Source organism: Sulfitobacter aestuariivivens (genome assembly GCF_014763045.1).
GTDB lineage: Bacteria > Pseudomonadota > Alphaproteobacteria > Rhodobacterales > Rhodobacteraceae > Sulfitobacter > Sulfitobacter aestuariivivens.
The window spans coordinates 364,147-387,274 of record NZ_JACTAG010000001.1 but is presented as its reverse complement, the minus strand read 5'-3'; the positions used below and the strand labels follow the sequence as shown (position 1 = coordinate 387,274).

Genomic DNA, 23,128 nt, shown 5'->3' with positions numbered 1-23,128 from the left:
GAAACTTCCGGGATTGCGTCAGCCGCGCACGCATTCTGCCATACGACCGGAGTCAAATCCGGCGATCAGGACGATCACAAGATCCTGTGCGAGGCATGTCAGGGTCGCGTCGTCATCCGATCCGATGATGTAGAACATCAATACATAGGTTTTGCCGCTCTTGTTGCGCACAGGCATCGCATATCGGAAATAGGCCGGATTGATGGTCTCGAGCCGATCCTTGGCGACAGGCGGCAACACCTGATCCGGGATTTCGTCAGCTTCCTCCCATGTGGGCAGCAGGTAGAGCACCATTCCGACATCAACATTCCCACGCCCTTCGACGTCTGGTGGGAAAAACCCCACAGTGTCCGCCTGGTCGATGGCAGCGGCCAGCGCCGCGCGACGTTCTGGACTGAGCCTTGATACAAAGCTGATACGTTGTGGGTCATCGGGACCGAATGTGGGAAATGTCGGGGGGCCGTCCTGTGCGACGGCGCATTGCAGGCTGATCACAAGGGCGACCAGCGACGCAGAGATTACTTTCATTGCGGCGATCATGCGAAATATCCCCCTAAAGTTGGCTCAGCTTGGCCAAGACATGATCCAAATTCAACGGTTTTCCCCGTCACAGCCAATTCACATTGAACCACTATCGCCCTAAGACGTTGGGCCAAGACATAAATTGGGGGATCTGATGGCTGACCTGCTCACATTCGAAAATCTTGGCAACCTTATCATGCTGTGCTTTTTGCAAGCCGTGCTGGGGTTTGACAACCTGCTTTACATCTCGATCGAGAGCCAGCGCGCGCCAGTGGCCCAGCAAGCCGCCGTGCGGCGATGGGGTATTATTATCGCGGTCGCACTGCGCATCGTTTTGCTTTTCACCATGATCCAGTTGATCGATGCGATGGCCGAACCCTTCTTTATTCTCAATTGGGAAGGCGTGCTGACTGGCGGTGTAAACTTTGCCACGCTGGTCTTTATCATCGGCGGTGTCTTTATCATCTACACTGCGGTCAAAGAGATCGGCCATATGCTGGCCATCGAGGATCTGCATACGGATGTGGACGGAAAGTCAGGCAAGTCAGCGGCGCAGGTTGTCATGCTGATTGTCTTCATGAATCTGATTTTCTCTTTTGATTCAGTACTTTCCGCGCTTGCGATTACGGATGTGTTTATCATTCTGGCCACGGCGATCATCCTGTCGGGGCTGGCAATGTTGCTGCTTGCAGATCGGGTGACGGAGTTTCTGGAAAGGAACCGAATGTATGAGGTGCTGGGGCTGTTTATCCTGCTGATTGTTGGCATCGTTCTGCTGGGGGAGGCCGGTCAGGCCGCCGCGCATGCCATGCACGACGATGATCTGGCGCTGCGGTTCTTTGGATATGAGGTTATTCCGATGTCCAAGACCACCTTCTATTTCTCGGTAGTTGTGCTGGTCGCGGTTGAGATCATCCAGTCGGGCTATACCCGTAAACTGAACGCTGAAAGGCGCACTGCATCGCGGCATTAACTGGCAAGAAAGCCAACGAATGCCTATGTTAACGGCAAAGGAGACCTGATGGGACGATTGTTTCTTATCTTTGCACTGTTGGCAGTTATCGTTGCCTTTGTTGCCATTCTGGTATCAGTCTGGAACACGATTTTCGCCGCAGGCCGGGATGGTCTGAGGACCTATGGTGGCTTTGGAAAGGACGGTGTGATGGCGCCGACAGGACTACAGAAAGCGGCCTATGTCGCATTGATCGTTGTGCTTTTTGGCGTGGCTACAGGTTGGCTGGGAGGCCTTTGAGAGCATGGCGAAACGCTTTGGCGGCAAATACAGCCCAGATACGGACGCCGGGCCGCAAACCTCTCATTTGGAACGGGTTGAGGTCGATCCTGTGGGCGGGCGCGCGAATGTGCTGTTTATCCCGGCCGTCGTGCTGGTTGCGACGTCATTCAGCGGCGGTGCGCTTGGCCTGACGGCGGGGTTGATTGGTGCGGGCGTCTGGACGCTGGCCGCCTGGATGCTACGCGAAGGGTTGCAGGCCGAAGCGGAATACCATGCGCGCAAGGTGGCCCGTCGCCCCGCAGTTCCGCGCAAGATCCTGTCCTCTGCGCTGACGGGCATTGGGACGGTCTTTGCCGTGCTGGCGCATCTCAATTCTTTTGCCGATATCCTGGCACCCCTGCTTTTTGGACTGTGTGCCGCGGGCCTGCATGTGGCAGCCTTTGGCATTGATCCGTTGAAATCCAAGGGGATGGAGGGCATCGACACCTTCCAGCAAGACCGCGTTGCGCGGGTTGTGGATGAGGCTGAGAAACATCTTGCCGCCATGTCTGATGCCATCAGACGCGCTAATGATCGCCGCGCGGCCGAGGGGCTTGGCAAGTTTCAACAGACCGCCCGCACCCTGATCCGGACCGTCGAAGAGGACCCGCGCGACCTGACTGCTGCGCGGAAATATCTGGGTGTCTACCTGCGCGGTGCGCGGGATGCGACGGTCAAATTTGCCGATATCTACAGCCGCACGCAGGATGTTCAGGCGCGCGATGACTATCTCGCGCTGCTCAAGGATCTGGATCAGAACTTTGCCGCCCGCACCCGCAAATCGCTGCTGGACGACCGCGGTGATCTCACCGTTGAAATCGAAGTGCTGCGCGAGCGGCTTTCACGAGAAGGCGTGCGCCTTGATTAGGCCCGCCAGAGTAACACTAGTACCAAGGACCAAAATCTATGTCTGAAACTGTCCGCCAAAAGGCCGCTGAATCTGTCGCCCTTGTGGAAGAGGTCAACGCCGTTGTCCTGCCCGAACCTATCGACGCTGGTGCCATCGTCCCGTTGGAGCAGGCCGATGCGCCGCTTTCAGCAGAGATCACCCGGCGCATGGCCGAGATAGACATGGAAGACACGCAATCCATCGTCTCTTTCGGGTCTGCTGCTCAGGCCGAATTGCAGGAGATTTCGCAGTCCATGCTGGCTGACGTGCGCAACAAGGACGTCGGTCCTGCGGGCGACAGTCTGCGCAACATCGTGACCACCATTCGCGGCTTCTCTGTTTCGGAACTCGACGTGCGGCGCAAGCGCAGCTGGTGGGAAAAGCTGCTGGGTCGCGCGGCCCCGTTTGCCAAGTTCACGGCACAGTTCGAAGAAGTTCAGGGGCAGATTGACCGGATTACCGACAATTTGCTGAACCACGAGCATACCCTGCTCAAAGATATCAAGTCGCTGGATTTGCTATATGAAAAGACGCTGCAGTTTTACGATGAGCTGGCGCTTTACATCGCCGCAGGCGAGGCCAAGCTGAAGGACCTGGATAAGACCGTCATTCCGGCCAAGGAAAAGGACGTGCAAGCCGCTGCTGAGAACGATCAGGTCATGGTTGCACAAGAGCTTCGCGACATCCGTGCAGCGCGCGATGACTTGGAACGCAGGGTGCATGATCTCAAGCTGACCCGACAGGTGACGATGCAGTCCCTGCCCTCCATCCGGCTGGTTCAGGAGAACGACAAATCGCTGGTCACCAAGATCAACTCGACGCTCGTCAACACAGTCCCCCTGTGGGAAACCCAGTTGGCGCAGGCTGTGACAATTCAGCGTTCGGCTGAGGCGGCGACGGCCGTGCGCGAGGCCAATGACCTGACCAACGAGCTGTTGACCTCGAATGCGAAGAACCTGCGCGACAGCAACAAGATCATCCGCGAGGAAATGGAGCGGGGTGTCTTTGACATCGAAGCCGTCAAACAAGCCAATGCGGACCTGATCGGCACCATCGAAGAGAGCCTGCAGATTGCTGACGAAGGCAAGGCGCGCCGCGCTGCTGCTGAAAAAGACCTGCAGGAGATGGAAGCTAATCTGCGCGATACGCTGGCCTCGGCCAAGGCGCGCAAGACCGGGCTGGGCGATACCGCTGGCGGTGCGGTGCCGGGGTAGCCGGAAATGATCGCCGGGGTGCGGTATGAATTTGGATCACTCTGGGTCGCATTGGCAGCGGCGCTGACCCTTGCGGCCTGTGACGGGCTGATGCCAGTTGAGCCAACGCTCAAACCACCCGACCGGCCGACGCAGGCCGCCCTGCCCGAACCGACGGTGGCACAGCCGACAAGCCAGAAAAGCGCGAGCCTGCGCAGCTATCTGAGCCAGGTCGAAGTGGCGCAGCTGACCCAAGGGTTGCTGCGCCGTGATGGTGGTGGGGCAGACACGCCGTTTACTGCCGACATGCTTACCACCAATTTTGAGCAAATTGCGTTTTTCAACGAATACGACGGCAGCTTTTCGCGTCGCGGCGGGGCAAGCCCGCTGCGCCGATGGGCCGACCCGGTGCGTATGGAAGTGATCTTTGGCGCCGGCATCCCGCCTTCGCAACGCAAGAGCGACAGTTTCGACGTGCGCAGATATGCCAACCGGCTGAGCCGCGTCACTGGCCATCCTGTCTCAACCATCGGCACGCCGAATTTCATCGTCATCATCGCCGGTGAAGACGACCGCAGTGCGGCACTGGCAGAAGCGGCAAACCGTATTCCCAATATATCACCCGCATCTTTGCGCGCGCTTGATTCGATGCGGCGTGACACTTATTGCGCCGTCGCGGCCTATGCGTCGGGCACGAAAGCAAACACATATACGGCTGCCGTTGCAGTGATCCGTGGCGAAAACCCCGATCTGCTGCGCCTGTCATGCATTCACGAAGAATTGGCGCAGGGACTTGGGCTGGCTAATGACAGCCCCGCCGCGCGGCCTTCGATCTTTAATGACGACGACGAATTCGCGCTGTTGACCAATCATGACGAACTGCTTTTGCAGATGCTTTATGATGACCGTCTGCGCCCGGGAATGACCGCAGCAGAGGCACGGCCGATCACGCGCATTATCGCGCGTGAATTGACCGGCGGCCCTCTCTAAAACGCGCGGTTTTTGGCCGGCTTTTTCGAACGTAATCCGCGCTGATGTGCGCAGGCCAGTCGGCGCCGTGCGCGCAATTCAACCTCAGGTAGGGAATTCCAGACTACCTGGGGTAGAATATTTATCATATTCTTATCCTGCAGTTCACTTGTAACTGTATATTTTCAATCAATAAAATTGGAGGATAAGATGGAAGCCACTTCCGAGAAAGAAGTCCACAAGGCCATTGCGACGCGATTGGCCCGGTTCGATATTCGCGACGACGTGCTTGAGAAGGTATCTGCACGCGTGGCGCGCAACGGACTGAAGGTCGGGGGCGTCGATTTCTGCCCCTACGGCATCTGTATCGATTATTTCTGCGAAAAGGAGCTGTCGATTGACGAGCTGCTGGTCAAGGAAAAGTACCGGGTGGTCAAGCTGTTCCCGTATGGCATTCTGGTTGACGATCTCTTCCGCGTTCAGGTCGAGATGCACGTACCCGAATTGGCCCAACATGGCCTGCGGGGCTGAGCCATGGTGAAAATGGCTGCACCACAGTCAAGGTCGGGCTATTTGCCCGACCGCACTGTGCATCTTCACCCGCTGGCGCGCTGCAATCTGGCCTGCAAGCATTGCTATTCCCACTCGAATCCTCAGGCGTCCGATTTGCTGGATATGAAGGTTCTGGCCCCCGCATTGGCGCGCTTGCGGGCTGAGGGCTATGAGGTGCTGAGCCTGTCTGGCGGAGAGCCGATGCTTTACCCGGAGTTGGGCGCACTGACATCTCATGCCCGGTCTCTCGGTTTTCGCGTTGTGGCAATCAGCAACGGATTTCGCCTGAACGCGCGGTTTCAGCATTTGATCGACGGATTTGATGGTCTTGCCATCAGTTTTGACGGGGGCCGCGACGTGCACAACAAGGTGCGCTGCAATCCGCGTGCATACGACATGGCCATGAAGGGTCTCGAATATCTGACGGGCATCGGCAAGCCGGTGGCGGCGGCCTATACGGTGTCAAAGGAATCCGTGCAGGACATTCCCGCTTTTGTCGATGACGCCGCGCGCCTTGGCGTGCGTGCGGTACAGTTGCGCCCCCTGGTGATGGCGGGGCGTGCCACCGACGATTACACCGATTTTGCGCTGAACAAGGCGGACCGCCATCGCTTGTGGTTGATTGGCGAGGCGCTTGCCTCAGCCTACGAAGGCGAGATTGCGGTGCACACTGATCTTGCCCATGCGCGCAATATTGTCGCCAATCGAAGTGCGTTCGATGCTGTGCTGAACGGATGTTCGCCCACGCTTTCTGATTTGGTCAATCCGCTGGTCATTACTCCGCAGGGCCGGATGCTGCCCTATACCTACGACTTTCCTCAAGAGTTCACACTTGGGCACATCAGCGAGCTGGCCCAAGGCTCTATCGGTGCCATCACCCAATCAGCCCCAAAGTTAAAAGACCTGTTGCACTCAGTCTTTGAGGAACTTGAGGGGCGCGACGATTTCATCGACTGGTTCGCGCACACCCGTGATCACGCGCGCGAACTGGTGGATGCGGCGCTGGTGTGAACACGCCTGACCGGGCGGTGCCACCTGCCCGCCTTGATAACCGCCCGGCGGCACAATAGGCTTTGTCGGAAGCTTAACGAAGGACGCACACCCATGGGCATTTTCGATTTCCTCTCCGGCGAATTTATCGACGTCATCCACTGGACTGACGACAGCCGCGACACAATGGTCTGGCGGTTCGAGCGGGAGGACCATGAAATCAAGTACGGTGCCAAGCTGACGGTGCGCGAGGGTCAGGCAGCGGTCTTTGTGCATGAGGGTCAGCTGGCGGATGTTTTCACGCCGGGCCTCTACATGCTTGAGACCAACAACATGCCCATCATGACGACATTGCAGCACTGGGATCATGGGTTCAAAAGCCCCTTCAAATCCGAGATTTACTTCGTCAACACGACACGGTTCAATGATCTGAAATGGGGAACCAAGAACCCGATTATCGTGCGGGATCCTGAATTCGGACCGGTGCGGTTGCGCGCCTTTGGGACGTACAGCGTCAAGGTCGCGGACCCGGCCAAGTTTCTGGTTGAGATTGTTGGCACGGATGGTGAGTTCACCATGGACGAGATCAGCTATCAGATCCGCAACATCATCGTGCAGGAGTTTTCGCGCACCATCGCACGCGCCGGAATCCCGGTGCTTGATATGGCCGCCAACACGCGCGAGTTGGGTCAGTTGGTCGGAGGCGAGATTGCCGCGACCATTGCCGAGTACGGTCTGGCGATGCCCGAACTCTACATTGAGAATATCTCGCTGCCCCCTGCGGTCGAAGACGTGATGGACAAGCGGTCCTCAATGGGGGTGATCGGCAACCTCAACGAGTACATGCAGTTTCAGGCTGCCGAAGCGCTGGGGCGTGACGGCGGCGGCGCTGCGGCTATTCAGGCGGGTTTGGGCGCAGGCCTTGGCATGCAGATCGGGCATCAGGCCGCTGCGGCGGCGGGACCCTGGGGCGCACGATCTCAAGGGGGCGCCCCTGCCCCTGCGCAGATCGCCCCTCCGCCCCCCCCAATTGAACATGTCTGGCATGTGGCGGAAGGCGGGCAGACCTCTGGCCCCTACTCAAAAGCCAAGCTGGGTCGCATGGCCGCTGACGGATCGCTGACACGCGAAAGCTATGTCTGGACCCCTGGTCAGGACGGCTGGCAACGCGCGGAAGATGTGATGGAACTGGCGCAGCTTTTCACCGTCTTGCCGCCGCCGCCACCGGGAAGCTGATGCAGCAGGGCGCTTAGGAGACCTTCAGCAAGCCAAGTACCGATCCCGTGGACGGGAGCGGTGGATAAGGCGTCGGGCACTCGAAATGGTGCCGCTTGCCGGCTCTTGAATCTGTCCAGCGCAGGTCTGATATTTTGCATTTTGCTGCCCAATGAGAATGACATGCCCACGCAAACGCCCGCCTTGCACCGATTGACAGCACACCGCCGCACAGTCGTGATTTGCCTGCACTGGTCAGCGGTCATGCTGATCCTGACCATGGTCAAGGGCGGGATTTCTGCGCCATGGGTTCTGTCGATCTTTGTCGCCGTCATCGCGCTGTGGTCTGCGATCACGGTGACGTGCGGACTGCTGGGTCGCCCCGGACCAAAGCTGTCCGCGCCGATGCGCCGTGCCTACCCCTGGATTCACCGGTTGCTGCACCTGCTGCTGGGACTGACCGCTGGTGCGATCGCCCTTCGGCTTATTGGCCACCCGCTCGCGTGGCTCGATGCGTGGATCCTGTTGCTGGTCACGCTCTGTGCGGGCACCTTCCACGCAATGTTTCACTTCTGGCGGCATACCGCACTTTATGATGGGGCGTTGCGCCTCATCACACCGCGCTTCATGCACAAGTGGCTGTGATGGGACGCATTTCCGCTTCCCTTCCCCGTCGACGCACCGTGCTGAAGGTGATGCACTGGTCGATGGTGCCGCTGCTGATCTGGTTCATACTGGTGACGCCCGATGATGTGCTGCCCTTCGGACCCAAGGCCTTTCAGGCGCATTCGATCCTCGCGCTGGTCTTTGTCACGATTTGCCTGTTGTGGGCGGCTGACACTTTGCGCCGCGGTCTGGCCAGTCGACCGGGGCCCAAGTTGCCGCCCTGGGCCCGGCGCGTACACCGCTGGCTGCATATCGCGCTTGTCTGGGGGCTGTTTTTGGTTGCGGTGGGCGGTTTCGCGTTGGGTCTGACATCGCCGCGATTGCTGAAGGCCGGTGGGTTCCTGCCCATCGCCCCGCCGATGAACCTGCGGGAGGCGAACGAAATCATCGGCACCCTGCACATCTATGAATTCTACCTGGTCGCCGTTCTGGCGGGTATTCACGCTGTCTTTCACATCTGGCGGCATCTGCGCCTGCGTGACAACGCGCTCAGGATCATGGCGCCAAAAGCACTGCACCGGTTTCTCTGAGAGCATCTGGCAGAGTGCGCATCACCGCGCTATGTCTTGGCGCATGACCGACACTTCGATACCTGACCTACCCGCTGCACCGCAGGACGAACACCGATTTCCCTGCGACACCTGCGGGTCGGATCTGCGGTTTGACCCGACGGCGGGGCAACTGGTCTGCGATCATTGCGGAAATGTCGAGACAATCGCGGGCAGCGGGCGCCACCTGCAGCCCATTCGGGAGCTTGATCTGCGAAAAGGCCTGGCGGCCGATCTCTCTGAGGATCAGATGGAGGAGACGCGTGTCACGTCATGCCCGAACTGCGCCGCTCAGGTTGAAATCGGCGACGGCGAACACGCGACCGAATGCCCCTTTTGTGCCACGCCTCTGGTGGTGGATACGGGCACCAACCGGCATATCAAGCCGCGGGCCGTCCTGCCATTTGCGCTGACCGAAGAAGTCGCGCGCGATGCAATGAGTAACTGGCTGGGTCGTTTGTGGTTTGCGCCGAACGGGTTGCAGGAGTACGCCAGAAGGGGCCGCCGGATGCAGGGTATCTATGTGCCCTATTGGACTTTTGATGCGGATACGCAATCGGCCTACAGAGGGGAGCGCGGCACGGTATACTATGTGACACGCACCGTCGTGCGGGACGGCAAGCAGCGGCAGGTTAAGGTGCCGAAGGTGCGGTGGCGCGGTGCAAGTGGCCGTGTCGCGAGGTTTTTTGACGACGTATTGGTGCTGGCGTCTACGTCCTTGCCCAAGACCTTTACCGATGCGCTGGAGCCGTGGGACTTGTCTGCGCTAGAACCTTACACGCCCGAATTCCTCGCCGGGTTCCGGGCCGAAGCCTATCAGGTGTCGTTGGAGGATGGATTTGTCGAGGCGCGCGGCTATATGGACCGCGTCATCGAACGCGACGTGAAGTTCGATATCGGTGGTGACCGCCAGCGTGTGCATGACATCCAAACCCAGATGGATGGGCTGACGTTCAAGCACATCTTGTTGCCGGTATGGCTGGCGGCCTACAAATATCGGGGGCGGACCTTTCGCTTTGTGGTGAATGGCCGTACCGGTCGGGTCCAGGGCGAACGGCCCTATTCCGCCATCAAGATCACCATCGCGGTAGTGATCGGCCTGATCTTGGCGGCAGGAATCGGATACGGAGTGGCGCTTAACCAATGACTGAATACGACACCCTGAAAGACACGCTGGCCGCACGCTATTCCTGCCGAGCCTTCAAGCCAGATCCTGTGCCCGATGCGATCATCACAAAAATCGTGGATGCCGCGCGCCACGTGCCGAGCTGGTGCAATGCCCAACCCTGGCAGGTAGAGATCACCCGCGGTGCCGCCACGGACACCTTTCGCACAGCCCTGACTGATGCCGCGATGTCTGGCAAACCACCCGCGCCGGATCTGCCCTGGCCCAAAGGGTATTCCGGGGAATACGCCGAACGGCGCCGGACCTGTGGTTTTCAGCTTTACGATGCTGCCGGAATTGAAAAATCGGACCGGGCCGCGCGCGCGGCACAGATGCTGCGCAACTACGCACTGTTTGATGCGCCCCATGTAGCGATCCTGCATGCGCCGGATGAACTTGGACCTTACGGCGCAATGGACACGGGCGGTTTCGTCACCGCCTTCACGTTGGCCGCTACGGCCCTTGGTGTCGCCACGATCCCCCAGGCGGCCATCGCCGCTTATGCGCCGCTGGTACGCGATCATCTGGACATTACGGATGATCGGATTGTTTTGTGTGCAATTTCATTTGGTTATGCGGACGAGGATGCGCCGGTAAACCAATTCCGCACGGAACGCGCCGCCTCAGACGACATCATTCGCTGGCACGACGAATGAAAGCGCTGCTGCAACGGGTCACCCAAGCCTCTGTAACGGTGGAAGGGGATGTCATCGGTCAGATCGGCCCCGGTTTGCTGATCTTCGTTTGCGCCATGCCAGATGACGATGAAGCGGCCGTCAACGCCCTTGCAGCCAAGGTTTCCAAGCTGCGTCTTTTCAAGGATGGGAATGGCAAGATGAACCTTAACCTTGCCCAAGCGGGCGCAGCAGCCTTGGTGGTCAGCCAGTTCACCCTGGCCGCAGACACGTCGCGCGGAACCCGTCCCGGCTTTTCCTATGCGGCCAAACCTGACTTGGCCAAAGCGCTTTATGAGCATTTCGCGGCCCAACTCATAGAACTTGGTCATACCGTCGAGACCGGTCAGTTTGGCGCGGACATGTCGGTGGCCTTAACCAATGACGGGCCGGTCACGATCTGGCTTGATACCGCCAAAGCCTGAGTTTCAAGTGTACGGAGCAGCCGTTCAGCCAGATCACACTACGGCTCTCGAAACGCTTCCTTGGATTTGTAAAGCGGCTTGAGCAGGTATTGCAGCACAGTCTTGGACCCGGTGTGCAATTCGACGGAAGCCTGCATACCGGGGCGAATTTCCAGAGATGCCTGCCTGTCCGTAAGGTTGTCGGTGTCGACCTGCAGCGTCACCTTGTAGTGCGGATCGCCATCTGGATCACGGGCGCGGTCGTCTTTGAAGGTGTCGGCTGAAATCAGTTTGACGGTGCCTTTCAGTGATCCAAAAACGGTGTAGTCATAAGCGCTAAGCTTGATGCTTGCCTCTTGTCCCGGGCGCACCCCGGCAATGTTCTCGGGCTTGACGCGGGCCTCAACGAACAATTCCTCGTCCAGCGGGATGATTTGCAGGATTTCCTCACCGGGCCGGACCACGCCGCCGATGGTCGTGACGGACAGGTTATTGACGATGCCGCGCAGCGGACTGACCAAAATGGTACGGTTCAGCTGATCCGTGCTGGCCTTGAGGTTCTGCCGCAGTGTGGCCAGTTCCTTGAGCACGTCAGAAAATTCCTGCGCGCGGTCCAGTTCGGTCTGGGTGACGATCTCGTCATATTTGATCCGTGCGTCCGCGTGGACCTTGCGCGCGCGGGTCACCTCGATCAGCGCAACGATCTTGCGTTCTAGGAGATTCTCCAAGAGACGCCGTTCCTCAGCCGCCTCGGCAAGCACACGCTGCGCGCCCTCGGTGCGGGACACGAAGTCGGACTGGCGTGCCTGTAACAGCGCCCGCTCGGATGCGACGATGCCGGGCGTGCGGGCGGCCAGATCCGTCGGCACATCGAAATCGAACTGGCCGGCAAGTTCAGCTTCAAGACGCAAGCGGCGGATATCAAATGCGGCGATCTGATCCTGCAGATCATCGACGGACGATTGGAACTGCGTGCCATGCAGGCGGGCCAGCACGGCGCCAGTTTCAACAATATCACCTTCGGCAACCGCCAGTTCGGCGAGAATACCGCCCTCCAGGTTCTGGATGATCTGGGGCCGTGATGATGAGATCATCGACCCTTCGGCACGCACGATTTCATCGACCCATGCGAATGCCGCCCAGATCACGAACACCAGCACCGCACCGCCTGAAAGCCAGATGACCATCGAAGGTCTGCGGAGGTGCTTACCCAATTGGGCGTCGAAGTCGTGGGGGGTTGCAAAACTCATGCCGCACGACCCCCGGCGATATGGCTCAGGACCTTGTCCTTGGGACCGTCGATGGTCATACGTCCGTTCTGGATCAGCATCGTCCGTTCGCACAGCGCAAGGATCGGCGCGCGGTGCGTGGCAATCACGGCGGTCCGACCAGCCATCCATTTCTCCAACCGGGAAACCAACGTGGCCTCCAGCATTTGATCCAAGGCCGCTGTGGGTTCATCGAGCAGGCAAATCTTGGGGTCCTGCAACCACAGCCGGGCCCAGCCGATGGACTGGCGCTGCCCTATGGAAAGCCCCGCGCCGTTATCCTTGATTTCCAGGTCCAGCCCTTTGTGGTGGGCCCTGACAAATGGCCCCAATCCCGCAAAATCGAGGGCCGCATGCAGTCGGTCATCATCGCGTTCCAGCATCGTGAGGTTCAGATTGTCGCGCAGCGTGCCAGAAAAGAGCCGGACGTCCTGTCCCAGATATCCGATCAGGCGGCGCAGATCGCGCGGTTCAATCTGGCTCATTTCTGCGCCATCTATCATCACGCGGCCGGTCTCTGGGGCGTAAAGCCCGCTCAGCACTTTCAAGAGCGAGGATTTGCCGGAACCGTTTGCCCCCAGAACCGCCACCGTCTGACCCGGCTTGATCGCCATGCCTTTGATGTCCAGCGTCGGCGGGCCGTCGTTTTCATAGCGGAAGGTCACATCGCGCAGCTCAAAATGGCCTGTGAGCGTTTCGCGGCGCAGATAGGTGCGCGTATCGTCCGCGTCCTGTGCCCCGCCAGCGATGCTTTCCAAACCGTCAAGAGCGGATTTGACGTTACCCCAGCGCGCCATGGTGCCGGCAAGCTGGGTCAGCGGGGCCAGCGTGCGGCCGGTCAGGATGCCTGTCGCGATGATCGAGCCCACGGTGAATTGGCCAGCAAAGACCAGATAGGTGCCCGCGATTACGGCGGCAACATAGGTGGCTTGCTGGACGCCTTGTGACCAGAAGGTCAGTGTGGAGGCGAGCCGACGCTGTTCCGATGATTTCAGGGCGGACAAGGTGTTCAGTTCGTTCCAAAGGCGCAGCACGCGATCTTCGCCGCGCTGTGTCTTGAGCGTATCGAGTTCGAAAATCGCCTCGTGCAACAGGCGCGAGGATTTGGCTGAGGCCCCTTGGGTCTCTTGGGTCAGGCGGATCATCTTGCGCTGCAAGAAGAACCCCGGCACCACCATCAGGATGCCGCCCAGCACCAAGACCCACACCACGTTGCCCGCGATGGAGGCCACGAGAAACAGGAACACGAAGATAAAGGGAATGTCGGCAATCGTGCCGATCGTCGAGGCGGTGAAAAATTCCCGCACAGATCCGAATTCGCGCATCGCCGAGAAGACTTCATTTGGGGCGCGGTCTTTGGTGTCAGAGCGCATGCCAAGGATGCGGTTCATCAGAATGTGCAGCACGGACAGTTCAATTTGCCGCCCCGCCCCGTCCATCATCTGCGCCCGGGCGATTTTGATGAAGGCCTCCATCAACAGCGCCAGCGCTGCACCGGCGGCGAGCACCCACAGGGTCGCCTCGGATTGGTGGGGAATGACGCGGTCGTAGACCTGCAATGAGAAAAGCGCCACGGCGACGGCCAGAAGGTTTGCCACGAATGACCCAAGCGCGACCTCGCCCAGCTGGCGGCGAAAACGGGTGAATTGCCCCCAGAACCAATGCGGCGCGGCGCTTTCGGTCTTGTGGGTTTCTGCCACTTTTTCCAGCGGTGTTTCCGCCCGCACGAGAATGCCCGCAAAGAACGGCTCAAAGTCGCGCAGGGGTACATAGGCGCGGTTATCGGGACAGGTCTTGTCGAAAACAATCAGGTCGCCACGCGATTGCCCCAGCACCAGCAGTACCTGACCAGAGGTCATATAGGCGAGAGCGGGCCAGAATTCGGCGCGCAAACCATCAACCCGAACCGTTTCCGCAGACAGTCCCAGACCGGTAAGACCCTGTGCGATTGCCCGGGCATCTTCGCCAGCAGAGGCCCCTTCACGGATTGCGCTGCCGATGCTCTCAACCAGATCGCGTGGTACGGCCTCCACACCCAAGATCCCGGCATAGGTCGCGGCAAGGGTGGCGCGGGCGTGAATGCGATTGGCAAAGCGATTGGACGCGCTGTTTGCGCTGGCTTCCTTGTTGACCGGAACGATCCGCCCCTGATTTCCGTTGGCAATGGTTAAAGTGAACGCAGGTGTGTTGGTCAAATTGCATCCCCATCCGCGAGAACGCCCAACAGTTCGGCCATCTCAAGGCGCATGCGCACAGCCTCGTACTTGAGCGTGACCTCGGCCTGTTGTTGACGGGCATAGATTTCATAGACCCCGACCACATCCAGCACCTGCCGCTGGCCCGCGTCGAACTGTGCGCGGAAGACCCGCAGGTTTTCCTTGGCCTTGATGGTCAGTTGCGCCGCTTCATCGGACTGGCGCTGCTTGGCTGCAATCTGACCCTCGAGTTTGCGCAAGGTGCGGTTGGCATCTTCGTTGGCCTGACTGACGCGACGCCCGGCTGCTTCGCTGGCAGCTTCGATGGCCTCCAATGATGCCCCGGTGCCCAGACCCAGCAGTTTCTCGGATTTCACCTGCAGCCCAAAGGTCGCCTCCTCTCCCACAGTTCCTCCGGCGGAAAGTCCGGGCAGATTGCTAGCACGCTCCACCTTGGCGGCGGCGATGGCGCGCGTCTTTTCAGCCTCGGCCAGGGTGACTGTCAATGGTTGGGCGGCATCGGGTGAAACCGCAAAGCGCGGCACACCGCGCAGGTCATCCAACGGCTGGATCGACATGGCATTCAGTTCGGCCAATGAGGTCGCCGCGTGTTCGGCATTGGCACGGTTTTCCGCTTTGATTTCATCAAGTTTCTGGATCATGACATTGTACTCAGACAAATCTGACACGCCGCCTTTCACACGTTCTTCCATGATCCAGGCGAAATGGCCCATGTCCTGCAGGGCAGTCTGAGCCAGGGCTGCTTTCTCGCGTGCTTCAACCGCGTCAGTGTAAAGGCCAAGTGCCGAATGGACCCGCGCATTGGTATCTTGTGCCAGCGACACAGCGGCAACTTCAACGTCCGCAATGGCAAACGCGCGTTCGCCTTTCAGGCGACCATTGTCAAAGAGCACCTGATCCACGACCAGATTGGCCACAACAGAGCTGAGCGATGTCAGGGAAATGCTGGGCCCGATTTTGGGCAGCCAATTCTTGGAGGCGGCCTCGGACCGCAGGCGCGCGGCGCGTAATTCGGCTTCTGCGGCGCGCGAATACGCGGCCAGAACTGAGGTGGCGACCTGATCAAAGGTGCTGCCATCCGGCAGTGCAGAGCGGCGCGCGGTGAGCCCCTGAATGATTACGCTTTCAGCATTCACCTTCTCAGCATGTGTAGGTTTGCCGACCTTTGTGTGGTCCGTGGTCATCAACCGCGACACAAAGCCTTCGCCATTGCCACCCATATCCGACAGACAACCTGTCAGGATGAACGCAGTTGCGCACACCAATCCTGCCCTTGTTACACCGTGCCCCATGTCCTGCCTCTAACGTGCGGATTATTATGTTTTTTGTGGTGGCCCGGATCGTTTGGTGCCCGCGCCTACCAGTCTTTTCTTCAGTGCCTAGATGACGACGTTGACGTTATCATCGATGATCAGCGTGCCTTCATCACCCAACGTGTAGATCGTATAGGTCTGGCCATCGCGTACCTCGCTTCCTGCGGCGACTGCGTCGGAGATCGTGACCGTGTCATCCGCACCACCATTGATCTGCAATTCGTTGGTGTTCGATGACAGTGCAAGCAGCGTTGCCGCGTCTATCGTCAGATTGCCTTCTTCCGCAAAGCTCAGATCCAGCGTTTCGATGTTGAAACTACCCAGCGCGCTGGCGTCCAGCGTAACTTGGGTCGCTGCGGCCTCGTCGTCCAGCACGACATACGTGCCCGAAGAGTTACCCGCATCATCCGTTGCGGTGATCACCAGATGAGAGCCATCCGGCACCTCGCTGTTGAATTGGAACGCGGTTTCGCCCAGCACGGGGATATCCGCCTGAAGGGCGTTGATCGCATTTACGGCACCCGCATCGGTCACCTGATAGACGCCAAGATCATCTTCGCTCATCTCGGTCGAGATGCCCCTGATACCGTCGCCGTCACGTGTGTACGAGGCGATGACCGGCCCTTCGGGCGCTTCGGTGTCGATGCCCAGCGTGTCATTGATCGTCGCGACATTGCCTGCCGCATCTGTCGCTGTCACGCTGATCGCTGCCGCATAGGTGCCGGGCCTGATAGCGACCGGTGGGATTGTCAGCGACCAGTTGCCCGCCGCATCCACGCTCGCCGCGTGATCCGTGCCGTCAAAGTTCACGACCACAGTTGATCCCGCTTCGACCTGTCCGCCAAGATCGATACCTGTTGCAGCCTCCGCCGCGTTGGCAAAGTCATCCGCGCCGCCGCCTGTTTCGGTCATAGAGAACGGCACAACTTCGGTATCTACCTGAATCGTGCCGCTGACGCTGTCGACGTTGCCGACATGATCCGTCGCGGTGACCGTGATCGGCGCCTCGTAGGTGCCCCGTGCCAGTTGCGCCGCGCTGAAGACAGCCGTCCAGTTCCCTGCCGCATCCACAGCCGCATTCACCTGCTGCCCGCCCAGATCCACGATGACAGAAGTCGAACCGACTTCGGTCGTGCCGGTGATCTGAACACCGCCACCTGCAAGCCGCTCAGCCGCATTCAGAATATTGTCGCCGCCCCCGACCGCGCCGGTATCGATGCTGAGGTTGTCGACGCGCGTATCTACGCGCACAGAGGAGGTCGCATTCAGCGGGTTACCCGCACTGTCCACAGTCGTGGCAAGAATATTGGCGATGTAGTCGCCCGGTGCGACTTCGCTTGCTGCGAAATTCGCGGCCCATTGTCCGCTGGGATTGGCAAGCACTTCGTGAGTAAAGCCGCCCATGGTCACGGTGACAGTTGCACCGGGATTTGTGGTGCCTGTCAGAATGACGCCATCGCTGGCCTCTGCGGCGCTGACGATGTCATCGCCTTCGATCGGGCTGTCGATGGTCAGCACACCAGCATCGCGGTCCACAATCACGTTTTGGGTGATTGTCTCGGTGTTGCCGGCGATGTCTGTGGCGGTCGCCGACATGACAACCGTCTGTTCGCCAGTGGGAATCTCGCTTGCGGCGAAATCCGCCGACCAGGTGCCATTCGCGGCCACCGTGGCCTGGTGAGTGAACCCGTTCATGGTTACCGAAACGGTCGCACCCGGTTCGGTTGTCCCTGTCATTGTGAACCCGCTGGCGGCCTCGGCAATGTTGATCACACCATCTGCGCCACCGGTAGTTCCGGTAAAGCCAAAGTCGCGCACCAATGTGTCGATATCAACCTCGCCGCTGGCTGTCGACGTATTGCCAAAGCTGTCAGTCGCCACGGCGGTCACCGTCGCGGCAAGCTCTCCGGTTGGTATTTCGCTCATGGCAAAGTCAGCCGACCAGTTCCCATTCGCATCGACCGTGGCCTGATGCGACCCCGTGCCAAAAGTGACCAAAACGCTCGATCCGGCCTGCGCGGTGCCGGTCAGGGTCACGCCATCTTCGCGTTCATCCGCATTGACGATGCCGTCGGTCTCAACGTTTTCGGTATCGATGGTGACGTTGCTTACGGTGTCGATCACGACTGTATCGGTGATCGTGGTCGTGTTGCCGAAGGCATCCGCAGCCACAATGGTAACACCGGAGGTGTATTCGCCTGCATCAAGCGTGCCGTTTGCCCAGAGTGCAGACCATTTGCCGTCTGCATCGATCACTGTGGTCTGTGTGACCCCGGAAATTGTCAGCGACAGGGTCGCACCCGCCTCACCTGTGCCGGTAAGCAACACGCCGTCCTCAAAGGCCGCCGCGTTGAAAAAGTCCCCAACTGAATCAGTGCCTGAGGACACGGCCACGTCGGGCGGTGTTGTATCGATGTGATAACCCGGGCCATCAAGCGTTTCATCCCCGGTTGCGGTGGTCACCACGACAATGGTCTCATAGATGCCATCGGCAGGGAAATTGTCGCCTTCAAAGATGGCTTCAAACGTCCCGTCATCGCCGATGCTTGTTTCGACCTGGGCATCCCCGATCATGATGAGCACCGCATCGCCGGGTGCCCCCCCACCGGTGACAGTGATGGCATGCGGCGCCGTATCGTCGCCGCCGATGTTCGTATTGCTGTCAGGATCGTCAACGAAGGGCGCGACTGGTCCCGGGGCGCCGTCGCCGCCGCTGCCGCCGCCAACGCCGGCGATGACACCAGCGCCGCCCACAACCGCCGCTGCGACACCCGCGCCGCCGCCCAGAAGGCCGCCCAGCAAAGGTGCGCCCAGCATGGACACTTCGTTGTCCGCGCCGACATTCGCCACTTCTGTTCCGCCAAGATAGATAAGGTCGTCTGACGGGCTCCATTTGCCCCACTGCTCGGTCGGTCCGAACTGTGCGTAAAGCTCTCCGGTGCCCTGATCGACCAGGGTCACCTCATTGAGGTAGCCATCGGAAGACACAAACAGCCGATTGGGATTTGCGCCACCGTCAAAAAAGTTATCAATGGTGATGACCCTGCCGTCCGCCAGCGTGATCACCAGATCATTGCCCGAGCGCACCTGTCCTTGCAGGTCCGTCTGTCGCAGATTTAGGGAAATTTCCTGGCCCGTCTCGGCCGTGATCACGTAGGACCTTGCATCACTCGATACCGTACCACGTTCCAGTCCGCCCGCACCATCGCGGACGACGAAATCAATCGCCTTCATAACACCACCACTCTACCTCAAAGGCCCGTTCTATGCGGACCTTCTTATGTTTTCTTTTTTGACAAAGCCGGCCCGTTCGAGCGCGCCGTGCATTCGTGTTCGTGGGACTTGGATACCGCTAAAGCCTTCACAAGGCTAGAGTCTTTTTATTTCTATCGTTCCCCTAAACCTGCAGATGTGTTGCGTGCCGGTCCGCTGGTCGATGCCAGACCGGGGTTATGCGATTCATTTCAAAGGACTAATGGTCGCTTTCGGACGCACAGACCGCGATACAGCAGTTGACAAATCTTCTGGCGGTCGGGACGTTCCGCACATGCATACTTCTTCCAACACCTTACGTGACGTGATCGAAGACCCGGATAGGGGCATCGTGATGTCGGACGGATGCCGGTTGTCGGCCCGGGTCTGGATGCCACAGGACGCGGGTGATGACCCGGTGTCGGTCATTCTGGAATACCTGCCTTACCGCAAGCGCGACGGCACAACAGCCCGTGATGCGCTGACCCATCCGTGGTTTGCCGCGCGCGGCTATGCCTGCGTGCGGGTCGACATGCGCGGTAATGGGGATAGCCACGGCCTGATGGAGGATGAATACACCCAACAAGAGCTCGACGATGCCGTCGAAGTCATCGCGCACCTCGCGGCCCAGCCGTGGTGCAACGGGCGCGTCGGGATGATGGGGATCAGCTGGGGAGGTTTTAACGGATTGCAGGTGGCCGCGATGGCTCCCGATGCGTTGAAAGCGGTGGTGACGCTTTGCTCTACCGTGGATCGCTATGCGGATGACATTCACTACAAGGGCGGTTGCCTGCTAAACGAAAATCTTGGCTGGGGGGCGACAATGTGGTCCTACTCCAGCCGCGCGCCGGATCCGGCGCTGCGTGACGATTGGCGCGCGATCTGGCTCGATCGGTTGGAGAATGAGCCCTTTCTGCCGTCGGTCTGGCTGCGCCATCAGACCCGGGACGCCTATTGGAAACACGGCTCTGTCATCGAGAGCTACGACACGATCAAGGCCAAGGTGCTGGCCGTCGGCGGCTGGGGCGATGCCTATAAAAACGCGGTGCCGCAACTGGTCGAGGCGCTGCCCGGTGCCAAGGGGATTGTGGGACCGTGGGTGCACAAGTATCCGCATTTTGCCGTGCCAGAGCCGCGTATTGGCTTTTTGCAAGAGGCGCTCAGATGGTGGGATCGCTGGCTCAAGGACATCGACACCGGTGTTGAAGACGATCCGGACTATCGCGCATACCTTATGGACGGTGTGCGCCCGAAACGGTGGTATGCGGAACGGCCGGGACTCTGGATTGCAGAAGAAACCGGCGCCACATCGCATCTGGATCTCGAGACGCTTTATCTGACGGATCAGGGGTTGCATCCCCAGCAGGATCCGCTTGCTGTCTCGGTCGCCTCGCCCGCCCATTGCGGTGCGGGAGGTGGTGAGTACTGCGCGATCTGGTTGGGGCCGGAGCTGCCCGGGGATCAGCGGGAAGACGATGCGCTTTCGGCCTGCTTTGACAGCGGGCCATTGGCGCAGGACATGGATATCGTCGGGGCCCCGCGTATCGCGCTCAAGGTGACCAGTGACCAGCCGCATGGACAGATTGCCGTTCGGCTGAACCATATCCATCCGGATGGGGCATCCACACGGATCACTTACGGAGTTCTCAACCTGAGCCACCGCAAAGACCACGCTGCGCCAGAACCTATGGTTGCAGGATCTCAGACAGATGTGGCACTTGCCCTCGATCACATTGCCTACCGTGTGCCGAAGGGGCACCGGCTGCGCATCGCAATTTCAACGGCGTACTGGCCCCTGATCTGGCCCGCACCGACAGCAGCCACCCTGACCCTGCAGGAGGGTCAGATCACCCTGCCCCAACGTCCTTCGGGAACGCGGGATGAGGTATCCTTTCCACCGCCCGATGCCGCGCCTGCGTGGGAAACCGAAACGCTGCGCGATGAAATCCATGTCCGCCGCCAAGAGGTCGATATGGCAACCGGTAGGGTATCGCTGATCATCGAGGATGACTTTGGCAAGGTCCGAGACAGCGATCACGGATTGATCAACGGCTCTGTCGCGCGCGAACGCTGGGACATTTGTCCAGACGATCCATTGAGCGCCCGCGGCATCTGTCACTGGACCGATGAGTTGGAGCGAGATGACATCAGGCTACGCACCGAGACCCGCAGCCAGATGTGGTCTGACGCCACACATTTTCACCTTACCGCAACACTGGAAGCCTACGAAAACGACGCGCTGATCTACCAACGTGAGATTGAAGACAGGATTGAGCGTTTCGGAACGTGACACAGGCGTCGTACAAAAGGGCGCATTAATACTTGCGATATAGCGCGGGATGCGCAAACTTGGCCCATCAATCAATAAACAAGCGCAAAAGCGCATGATTCCAATTGGGAGAACCTAGATGAAGAACGACTTGAAGCACCTCACAGGTGAGGTTGCCGCGGGCAACATGACCCGCCGTGAATTCGTTGCGCGCGCGGCGGCACTCGGCGTGACGGCTGCGGTTGCCAATTCCATGCTGGCCAAGCAGGCGCAGGCCGATGGCCACGCGACACCCGTAGCTGGCGGCACCTTCCGCATGGGTGTGCAGGGCGGTGAATCCACCAATACGCAAGACCCCGCGACATGGGCTTCCGACGTGCCGATTGCCATCGGTCAGCTCTGGGGCGAAACCCTGGTCGAGGTTGAGGCCGACGGCTCGCTCACCGGTCTGGTCGCCGAAAGCTGGGAAGGCTCCGCCGATGCCTCCACCTGGACCTTCAAGATCCGTGAGAACTGCATGTTCTCAAACGGCAATGCCGTGACCGCCGAAGACGTGATGCAAACAATGGAGCGGCACTCGAACGAAGATTCCAAATCCGGTGCGCTTGGCATCATGAAGGGCATCAAGGCGATGTCCGTCGACGGTATGAACTTCGTCGTTGAACTGGAAACCGGCAACGCTGACCTGCCCTATCTGATGGCTGATTATCACCTGATGATCCAGCCCGGTGGCGGCATGGACGATCCTGCGGCGGCGATTGGCACCGGTGCCTACGTCATGGAAGATTTCGAGCCCGGCGTGCGCGCCACGGCGACGCGCCGCGACGACTATTGGGGCGGGGACCAGACCCAAACCGCACACTATGACCGTGTCGAAGTGATCGTTCTGAACGACGCCACTGCACGTACTGCGGCGTTGCAGTCCGGTCAGGTTGACACCATCAACCGCGTTGAACCCAAGATCGCCAAGCTCCTTGACCGCGCACCAACACTGAGCGTGCAGAACGTTTCAGGCCGGGGCCATTATGTATTCATCGCGCATATCGACACGGCGCCGTTTGACAACAACGACCTGCGTCTTGCGCTGAAATACGCCATGAACCGCCAGGAAATGGTGGACAAGATCCTTCAGGGCTATGGTGGTGTCGGCAATGACATGCCCATCAACGCGGCCTATCCGCTGTTTGATGACACGATCCCGCAGCGCGAATTCTCGCTTGAGAAAGCGGCCGAGCATTACAAGAAATCCGGCCATGATGGCAGCCCCATCATTCTGCGTACTGCGGATGGTGCCTTCCCCGGTGCGGTCGATGCTGCCGCGCTTTTCCAGCAGTCCTGCCAGGCGGCGGGTATCCCGCTGGAAGTCAAGCGTGAGCCCAACGACGGTTATTGGTCCGAAGTGTGGAACGTGCAGCCCTTCTGCTGCTCTTACTGGGGCGGTCGTCCGGTTCAGGATCAGATGTACGCCACCGCGTATCTGTCCACCGCCGACTGGAACGATACCCGCTGGAAGCGCGACGAGTTCGACGCGATGCTGCTGGAGGCACGCGCCGAGCTGGACGAGGCCAAGCGCAAGGAGATCTACTCCAAGATGGGCCGCATGCTCCGTGAAGAAGGCGGCCTGATCCTGCCGATGTTCAATGACTTCATCGACGCTGTGTCGAATGACGTTCTTGGCTTTGAAGGCGATCCCAATGGCCCGCAGATGAACTGGTACGCCTTCAAGAAGACTTGGAAAGCGGCCTAAGGG

The 23,128-nt window shown here is 59.5% G+C and carries 20 protein-coding genes; 15 read left to right on the top strand and 5 right to left on the bottom strand.

The genetic code is table 11. The annotated features are described in order from the left end of the window. Positions 1-18: 18 nt before the first annotated feature. The gene (locus H9Q16_RS01795; protein WP_191073664.1) at positions 19-540 is read right to left on the bottom strand and encodes a hypothetical protein; all 522 of its coding nucleotides are present in this window, start codon (positions 538-540) and stop codon (positions 19-21) included. A gap of 136 nt (positions 541-676) precedes the next feature. Between H9Q16_RS01795 and H9Q16_RS01790 the strand changes: the two genes are divergently transcribed. The 13 genes from H9Q16_RS01790 to dtd all read left to right on the top strand — a co-directional run bounded on the left by H9Q16_RS01790 (position 677) and on the right by dtd (position 11,081). Further along, entirely contained in the window at positions 677-1,495 is an 819-nt protein-coding gene (locus tag H9Q16_RS01790; RefSeq protein ID WP_191073663.1) for a TerC family protein, read from the top strand. A gap of 48 nt (positions 1,496-1,543) precedes the next feature. Further along, complete coding sequence (locus H9Q16_RS01785) at positions 1,544-1,774, top strand: hypothetical protein (RefSeq protein WP_191073662.1); 231 nt, start codon at positions 1,544-1,546, stop codon at positions 1,772-1,774. Positions 1,775-1,778: 4 nt separating this feature from the next. Next, positions 1,779-2,663: a 5-bromo-4-chloroindolyl phosphate hydrolysis family protein gene (locus H9Q16_RS01780; protein WP_191073661.1), complete on the top strand. Its 885-nt coding sequence runs from the start codon at positions 1,779-1,781 to the stop codon at positions 2,661-2,663. Positions 2,664-2,701: 38 nt separating this feature from the next. Beyond that, on the top strand, positions 2,702-3,898 hold the full coding sequence (locus tag H9Q16_RS01775; RefSeq protein ID WP_191073660.1) for a toxic anion resistance protein: 1,197 nt from the start codon (positions 2,702-2,704) through the stop codon (positions 3,896-3,898). Between the two features lie 90 nt (positions 3,899-3,988). Then, positions 3,989-4,867: a DUF2927 domain-containing protein gene (locus H9Q16_RS01770; RefSeq protein WP_246455616.1), complete on the top strand. Its 879-nt coding sequence runs from the start codon at positions 3,989-3,991 to the stop codon at positions 4,865-4,867. Positions 4,868-5,056: 189 nt separating this feature from the next. Further along, entirely contained in the window at positions 5,057-5,377 is a 321-nt protein-coding gene (locus H9Q16_RS01765) for a hypothetical protein (RefSeq protein WP_191073658.1), read from the top strand. A gap of 12 nt (positions 5,378-5,389) precedes the next feature. After that, positions 5,390-6,409 (top strand): radical SAM protein, encoded by a 1,020-nt coding sequence (locus tag H9Q16_RS01760; RefSeq protein WP_191073657.1) that lies wholly within the window; start codon positions 5,390-5,392, stop codon positions 6,407-6,409. Positions 6,410-6,502: 93 nt separating this feature from the next. Further along, the gene (locus H9Q16_RS01755) at positions 6,503-7,624 is read left to right on the top strand and encodes an SPFH domain-containing protein (RefSeq protein WP_191073656.1); all 1,122 of its coding nucleotides are present in this window, start codon (positions 6,503-6,505) and stop codon (positions 7,622-7,624) included. 162 nt (positions 7,625-7,786) lie between these two features. After that, the gene (locus H9Q16_RS01750; protein ID WP_191073655.1) at positions 7,787-8,248 is read left to right on the top strand and encodes a hypothetical protein; all 462 of its coding nucleotides are present in this window, start codon (positions 7,787-7,789) and stop codon (positions 8,246-8,248) included. After that, positions 8,248-8,799, top strand: a complete 552-nt coding sequence (locus H9Q16_RS01745) for a cytochrome b/b6 domain-containing protein (RefSeq protein WP_191073654.1) — start codon at positions 8,248-8,250, stop codon at positions 8,797-8,799. The genes H9Q16_RS01750 and H9Q16_RS01745 overlap by 1 nt, the downstream gene beginning before the upstream one ends. A gap of 31 nt (positions 8,800-8,830) precedes the next feature. Continuing rightward, on the top strand, positions 8,831-9,964 hold the full coding sequence (locus tag H9Q16_RS01740) for a TFIIB-type zinc finger domain-containing protein (RefSeq protein ID WP_246455423.1): 1,134 nt from the start codon (positions 8,831-8,833) through the stop codon (positions 9,962-9,964). Further along, positions 9,961-10,638, top strand: coding sequence for a nitroreductase (locus tag H9Q16_RS01735; protein ID WP_191073652.1), 678 nt, complete (start codon positions 9,961-9,963; stop codon positions 10,636-10,638). The genes H9Q16_RS01740 and H9Q16_RS01735 overlap by 4 nt, the downstream gene beginning before the upstream one ends. Continuing rightward, on the top strand, positions 10,635-11,081 hold the full coding sequence (gene dtd / locus H9Q16_RS01730; RefSeq protein ID WP_191073651.1) for a D-aminoacyl-tRNA deacylase: 447 nt from the start codon (positions 10,635-10,637) through the stop codon (positions 11,079-11,081). The genes H9Q16_RS01735 and dtd overlap by 4 nt, the downstream gene beginning before the upstream one ends. 38 nt (positions 11,082-11,119) lie before the next feature. Here the strand turns inward: dtd and H9Q16_RS01725 are convergent, their stop codons facing one another. The 4 genes from H9Q16_RS01725 to H9Q16_RS01710 all read right to left on the bottom strand — a co-directional run bounded on the left by H9Q16_RS01725 (position 11,120) and on the right by H9Q16_RS01710 (position 19,091). Next, complete coding sequence (locus tag H9Q16_RS01725; RefSeq protein ID WP_191073650.1) at positions 11,120-12,310, bottom strand: beta-barrel domain-containing protein; 1,191 nt, start codon at positions 12,308-12,310, stop codon at positions 11,120-11,122. Next, positions 12,307-14,523 (bottom strand): ATP-binding cassette domain-containing protein, encoded by a 2,217-nt coding sequence (locus H9Q16_RS01720; RefSeq protein WP_191073649.1) that lies wholly within the window; start codon positions 14,521-14,523, stop codon positions 12,307-12,309. Before H9Q16_RS01720 ends, H9Q16_RS01725 begins: the two co-directional genes overlap by 4 nt. After that, complete coding sequence (locus tag H9Q16_RS01715; RefSeq protein WP_343067750.1) at positions 14,520-15,806, bottom strand: TolC family protein; 1,287 nt, start codon at positions 15,804-15,806, stop codon at positions 14,520-14,522. The genes H9Q16_RS01720 and H9Q16_RS01715 overlap by 4 nt, the downstream gene beginning before the upstream one ends. A gap of 117 nt (positions 15,807-15,923) precedes the next feature. Continuing rightward, the gene (locus tag H9Q16_RS01710; RefSeq protein WP_191073647.1) at positions 15,924-19,091 is read right to left on the bottom strand and encodes a BapA prefix-like domain-containing protein; all 3,168 of its coding nucleotides are present in this window, start codon (positions 19,089-19,091) and stop codon (positions 15,924-15,926) included. Between the two features lie 313 nt (positions 19,092-19,404). Between H9Q16_RS01710 and H9Q16_RS01705 the strand changes: the two genes are divergently transcribed. Together H9Q16_RS01705 and H9Q16_RS01700 are read left to right on the top strand one after the other, a co-directional pair. Beyond that, positions 19,405-21,399: a CocE/NonD family hydrolase gene (locus H9Q16_RS01705; protein ID WP_191073646.1), complete on the top strand. Its 1,995-nt coding sequence runs from the start codon at positions 19,405-19,407 to the stop codon at positions 21,397-21,399. Positions 21,400-21,517: 118 nt separating this feature from the next. Beyond that, positions 21,518-23,125, top strand: a complete 1,608-nt coding sequence (locus H9Q16_RS01700) for an ABC transporter substrate-binding protein (protein ID WP_191073645.1) — start codon at positions 21,518-21,520, stop codon at positions 23,123-23,125. Positions 23,126-23,128: the final 3 nt, after the last annotated feature.

Excerpts from the sequence above, each read along its gene's own strand:
- H9Q16_RS01740 (WP_246455423.1), top strand. The coding sequence starts at position 8,831 with ATGTCTTGGCGCATGACCGACACTTCGATACCTGACCTACCCGCTGCA.
- H9Q16_RS01790 (WP_191073663.1), top strand. The coding sequence starts at position 677 with ATGGCTGACCTGCTCACATTCGAAAATCTTGGCAACCTTATCATGCTG.
- H9Q16_RS01745 (WP_191073654.1), top strand. The coding sequence starts at position 8,248 with ATGGGACGCATTTCCGCTTCCCTTCCCCGTCGACGCACCGTGCTGAAG.
- H9Q16_RS01705 (WP_191073646.1), top strand. The coding sequence starts at position 19,405 with ATGCATACTTCTTCCAACACCTTACGTGACGTGATCGAAGACCCGGAT.
- H9Q16_RS01780 (WP_191073661.1), top strand. The coding sequence starts at position 1,779 with ATGGCGAAACGCTTTGGCGGCAAATACAGCCCAGATACGGACGCCGGG.
- H9Q16_RS01700 (WP_191073645.1), top strand. The coding sequence starts at position 21,518 with ATGAAGAACGACTTGAAGCACCTCACAGGTGAGGTTGCCGCGGGCAAC.
- H9Q16_RS01755 (WP_191073656.1), top strand. The coding sequence starts at position 6,503 with ATGGGCATTTTCGATTTCCTCTCCGGCGAATTTATCGACGTCATCCAC.
- H9Q16_RS01725 (WP_191073650.1), bottom strand. The coding sequence starts at position 12,310 with ATGAGTTTTGCAACCCCCCACGACTTCGACGCCCAATTGGGTAAGCAC.
- H9Q16_RS01710 (WP_191073647.1), bottom strand. The coding sequence starts at position 19,091 with ATGAAGGCGATTGATTTCGTCGTCCGCGATGGTGCGGGCGGACTGGAA.
- H9Q16_RS01760 (WP_191073657.1), top strand. The coding sequence starts at position 5,390 with ATGGCTGCACCACAGTCAAGGTCGGGCTATTTGCCCGACCGCACTGTG.
- H9Q16_RS01750 (WP_191073655.1), top strand. The coding sequence starts at position 7,787 with ATGCCCACGCAAACGCCCGCCTTGCACCGATTGACAGCACACCGCCGC.
- H9Q16_RS01775 (WP_191073660.1), top strand. The coding sequence starts at position 2,702 with ATGTCTGAAACTGTCCGCCAAAAGGCCGCTGAATCTGTCGCCCTTGTG.
- H9Q16_RS01770 (WP_246455616.1), top strand. The coding sequence starts at position 3,989 with ATGCCAGTTGAGCCAACGCTCAAACCACCCGACCGGCCGACGCAGGCC.
- H9Q16_RS01735 (WP_191073652.1), top strand. The coding sequence starts at position 9,961 with ATGACTGAATACGACACCCTGAAAGACACGCTGGCCGCACGCTATTCC.
- H9Q16_RS01785 (WP_191073662.1), top strand. The coding sequence starts at position 1,544 with ATGGGACGATTGTTTCTTATCTTTGCACTGTTGGCAGTTATCGTTGCC.
- H9Q16_RS01765 (WP_191073658.1), top strand. The coding sequence starts at position 5,057 with ATGGAAGCCACTTCCGAGAAAGAAGTCCACAAGGCCATTGCGACGCGA.
- H9Q16_RS01795 (WP_191073664.1), bottom strand. The coding sequence starts at position 540 with ATGATCGCCGCAATGAAAGTAATCTCTGCGTCGCTGGTCGCCCTTGTG.
- dtd (WP_191073651.1), top strand. The coding sequence starts at position 10,635 with ATGAAAGCGCTGCTGCAACGGGTCACCCAAGCCTCTGTAACGGTGGAA.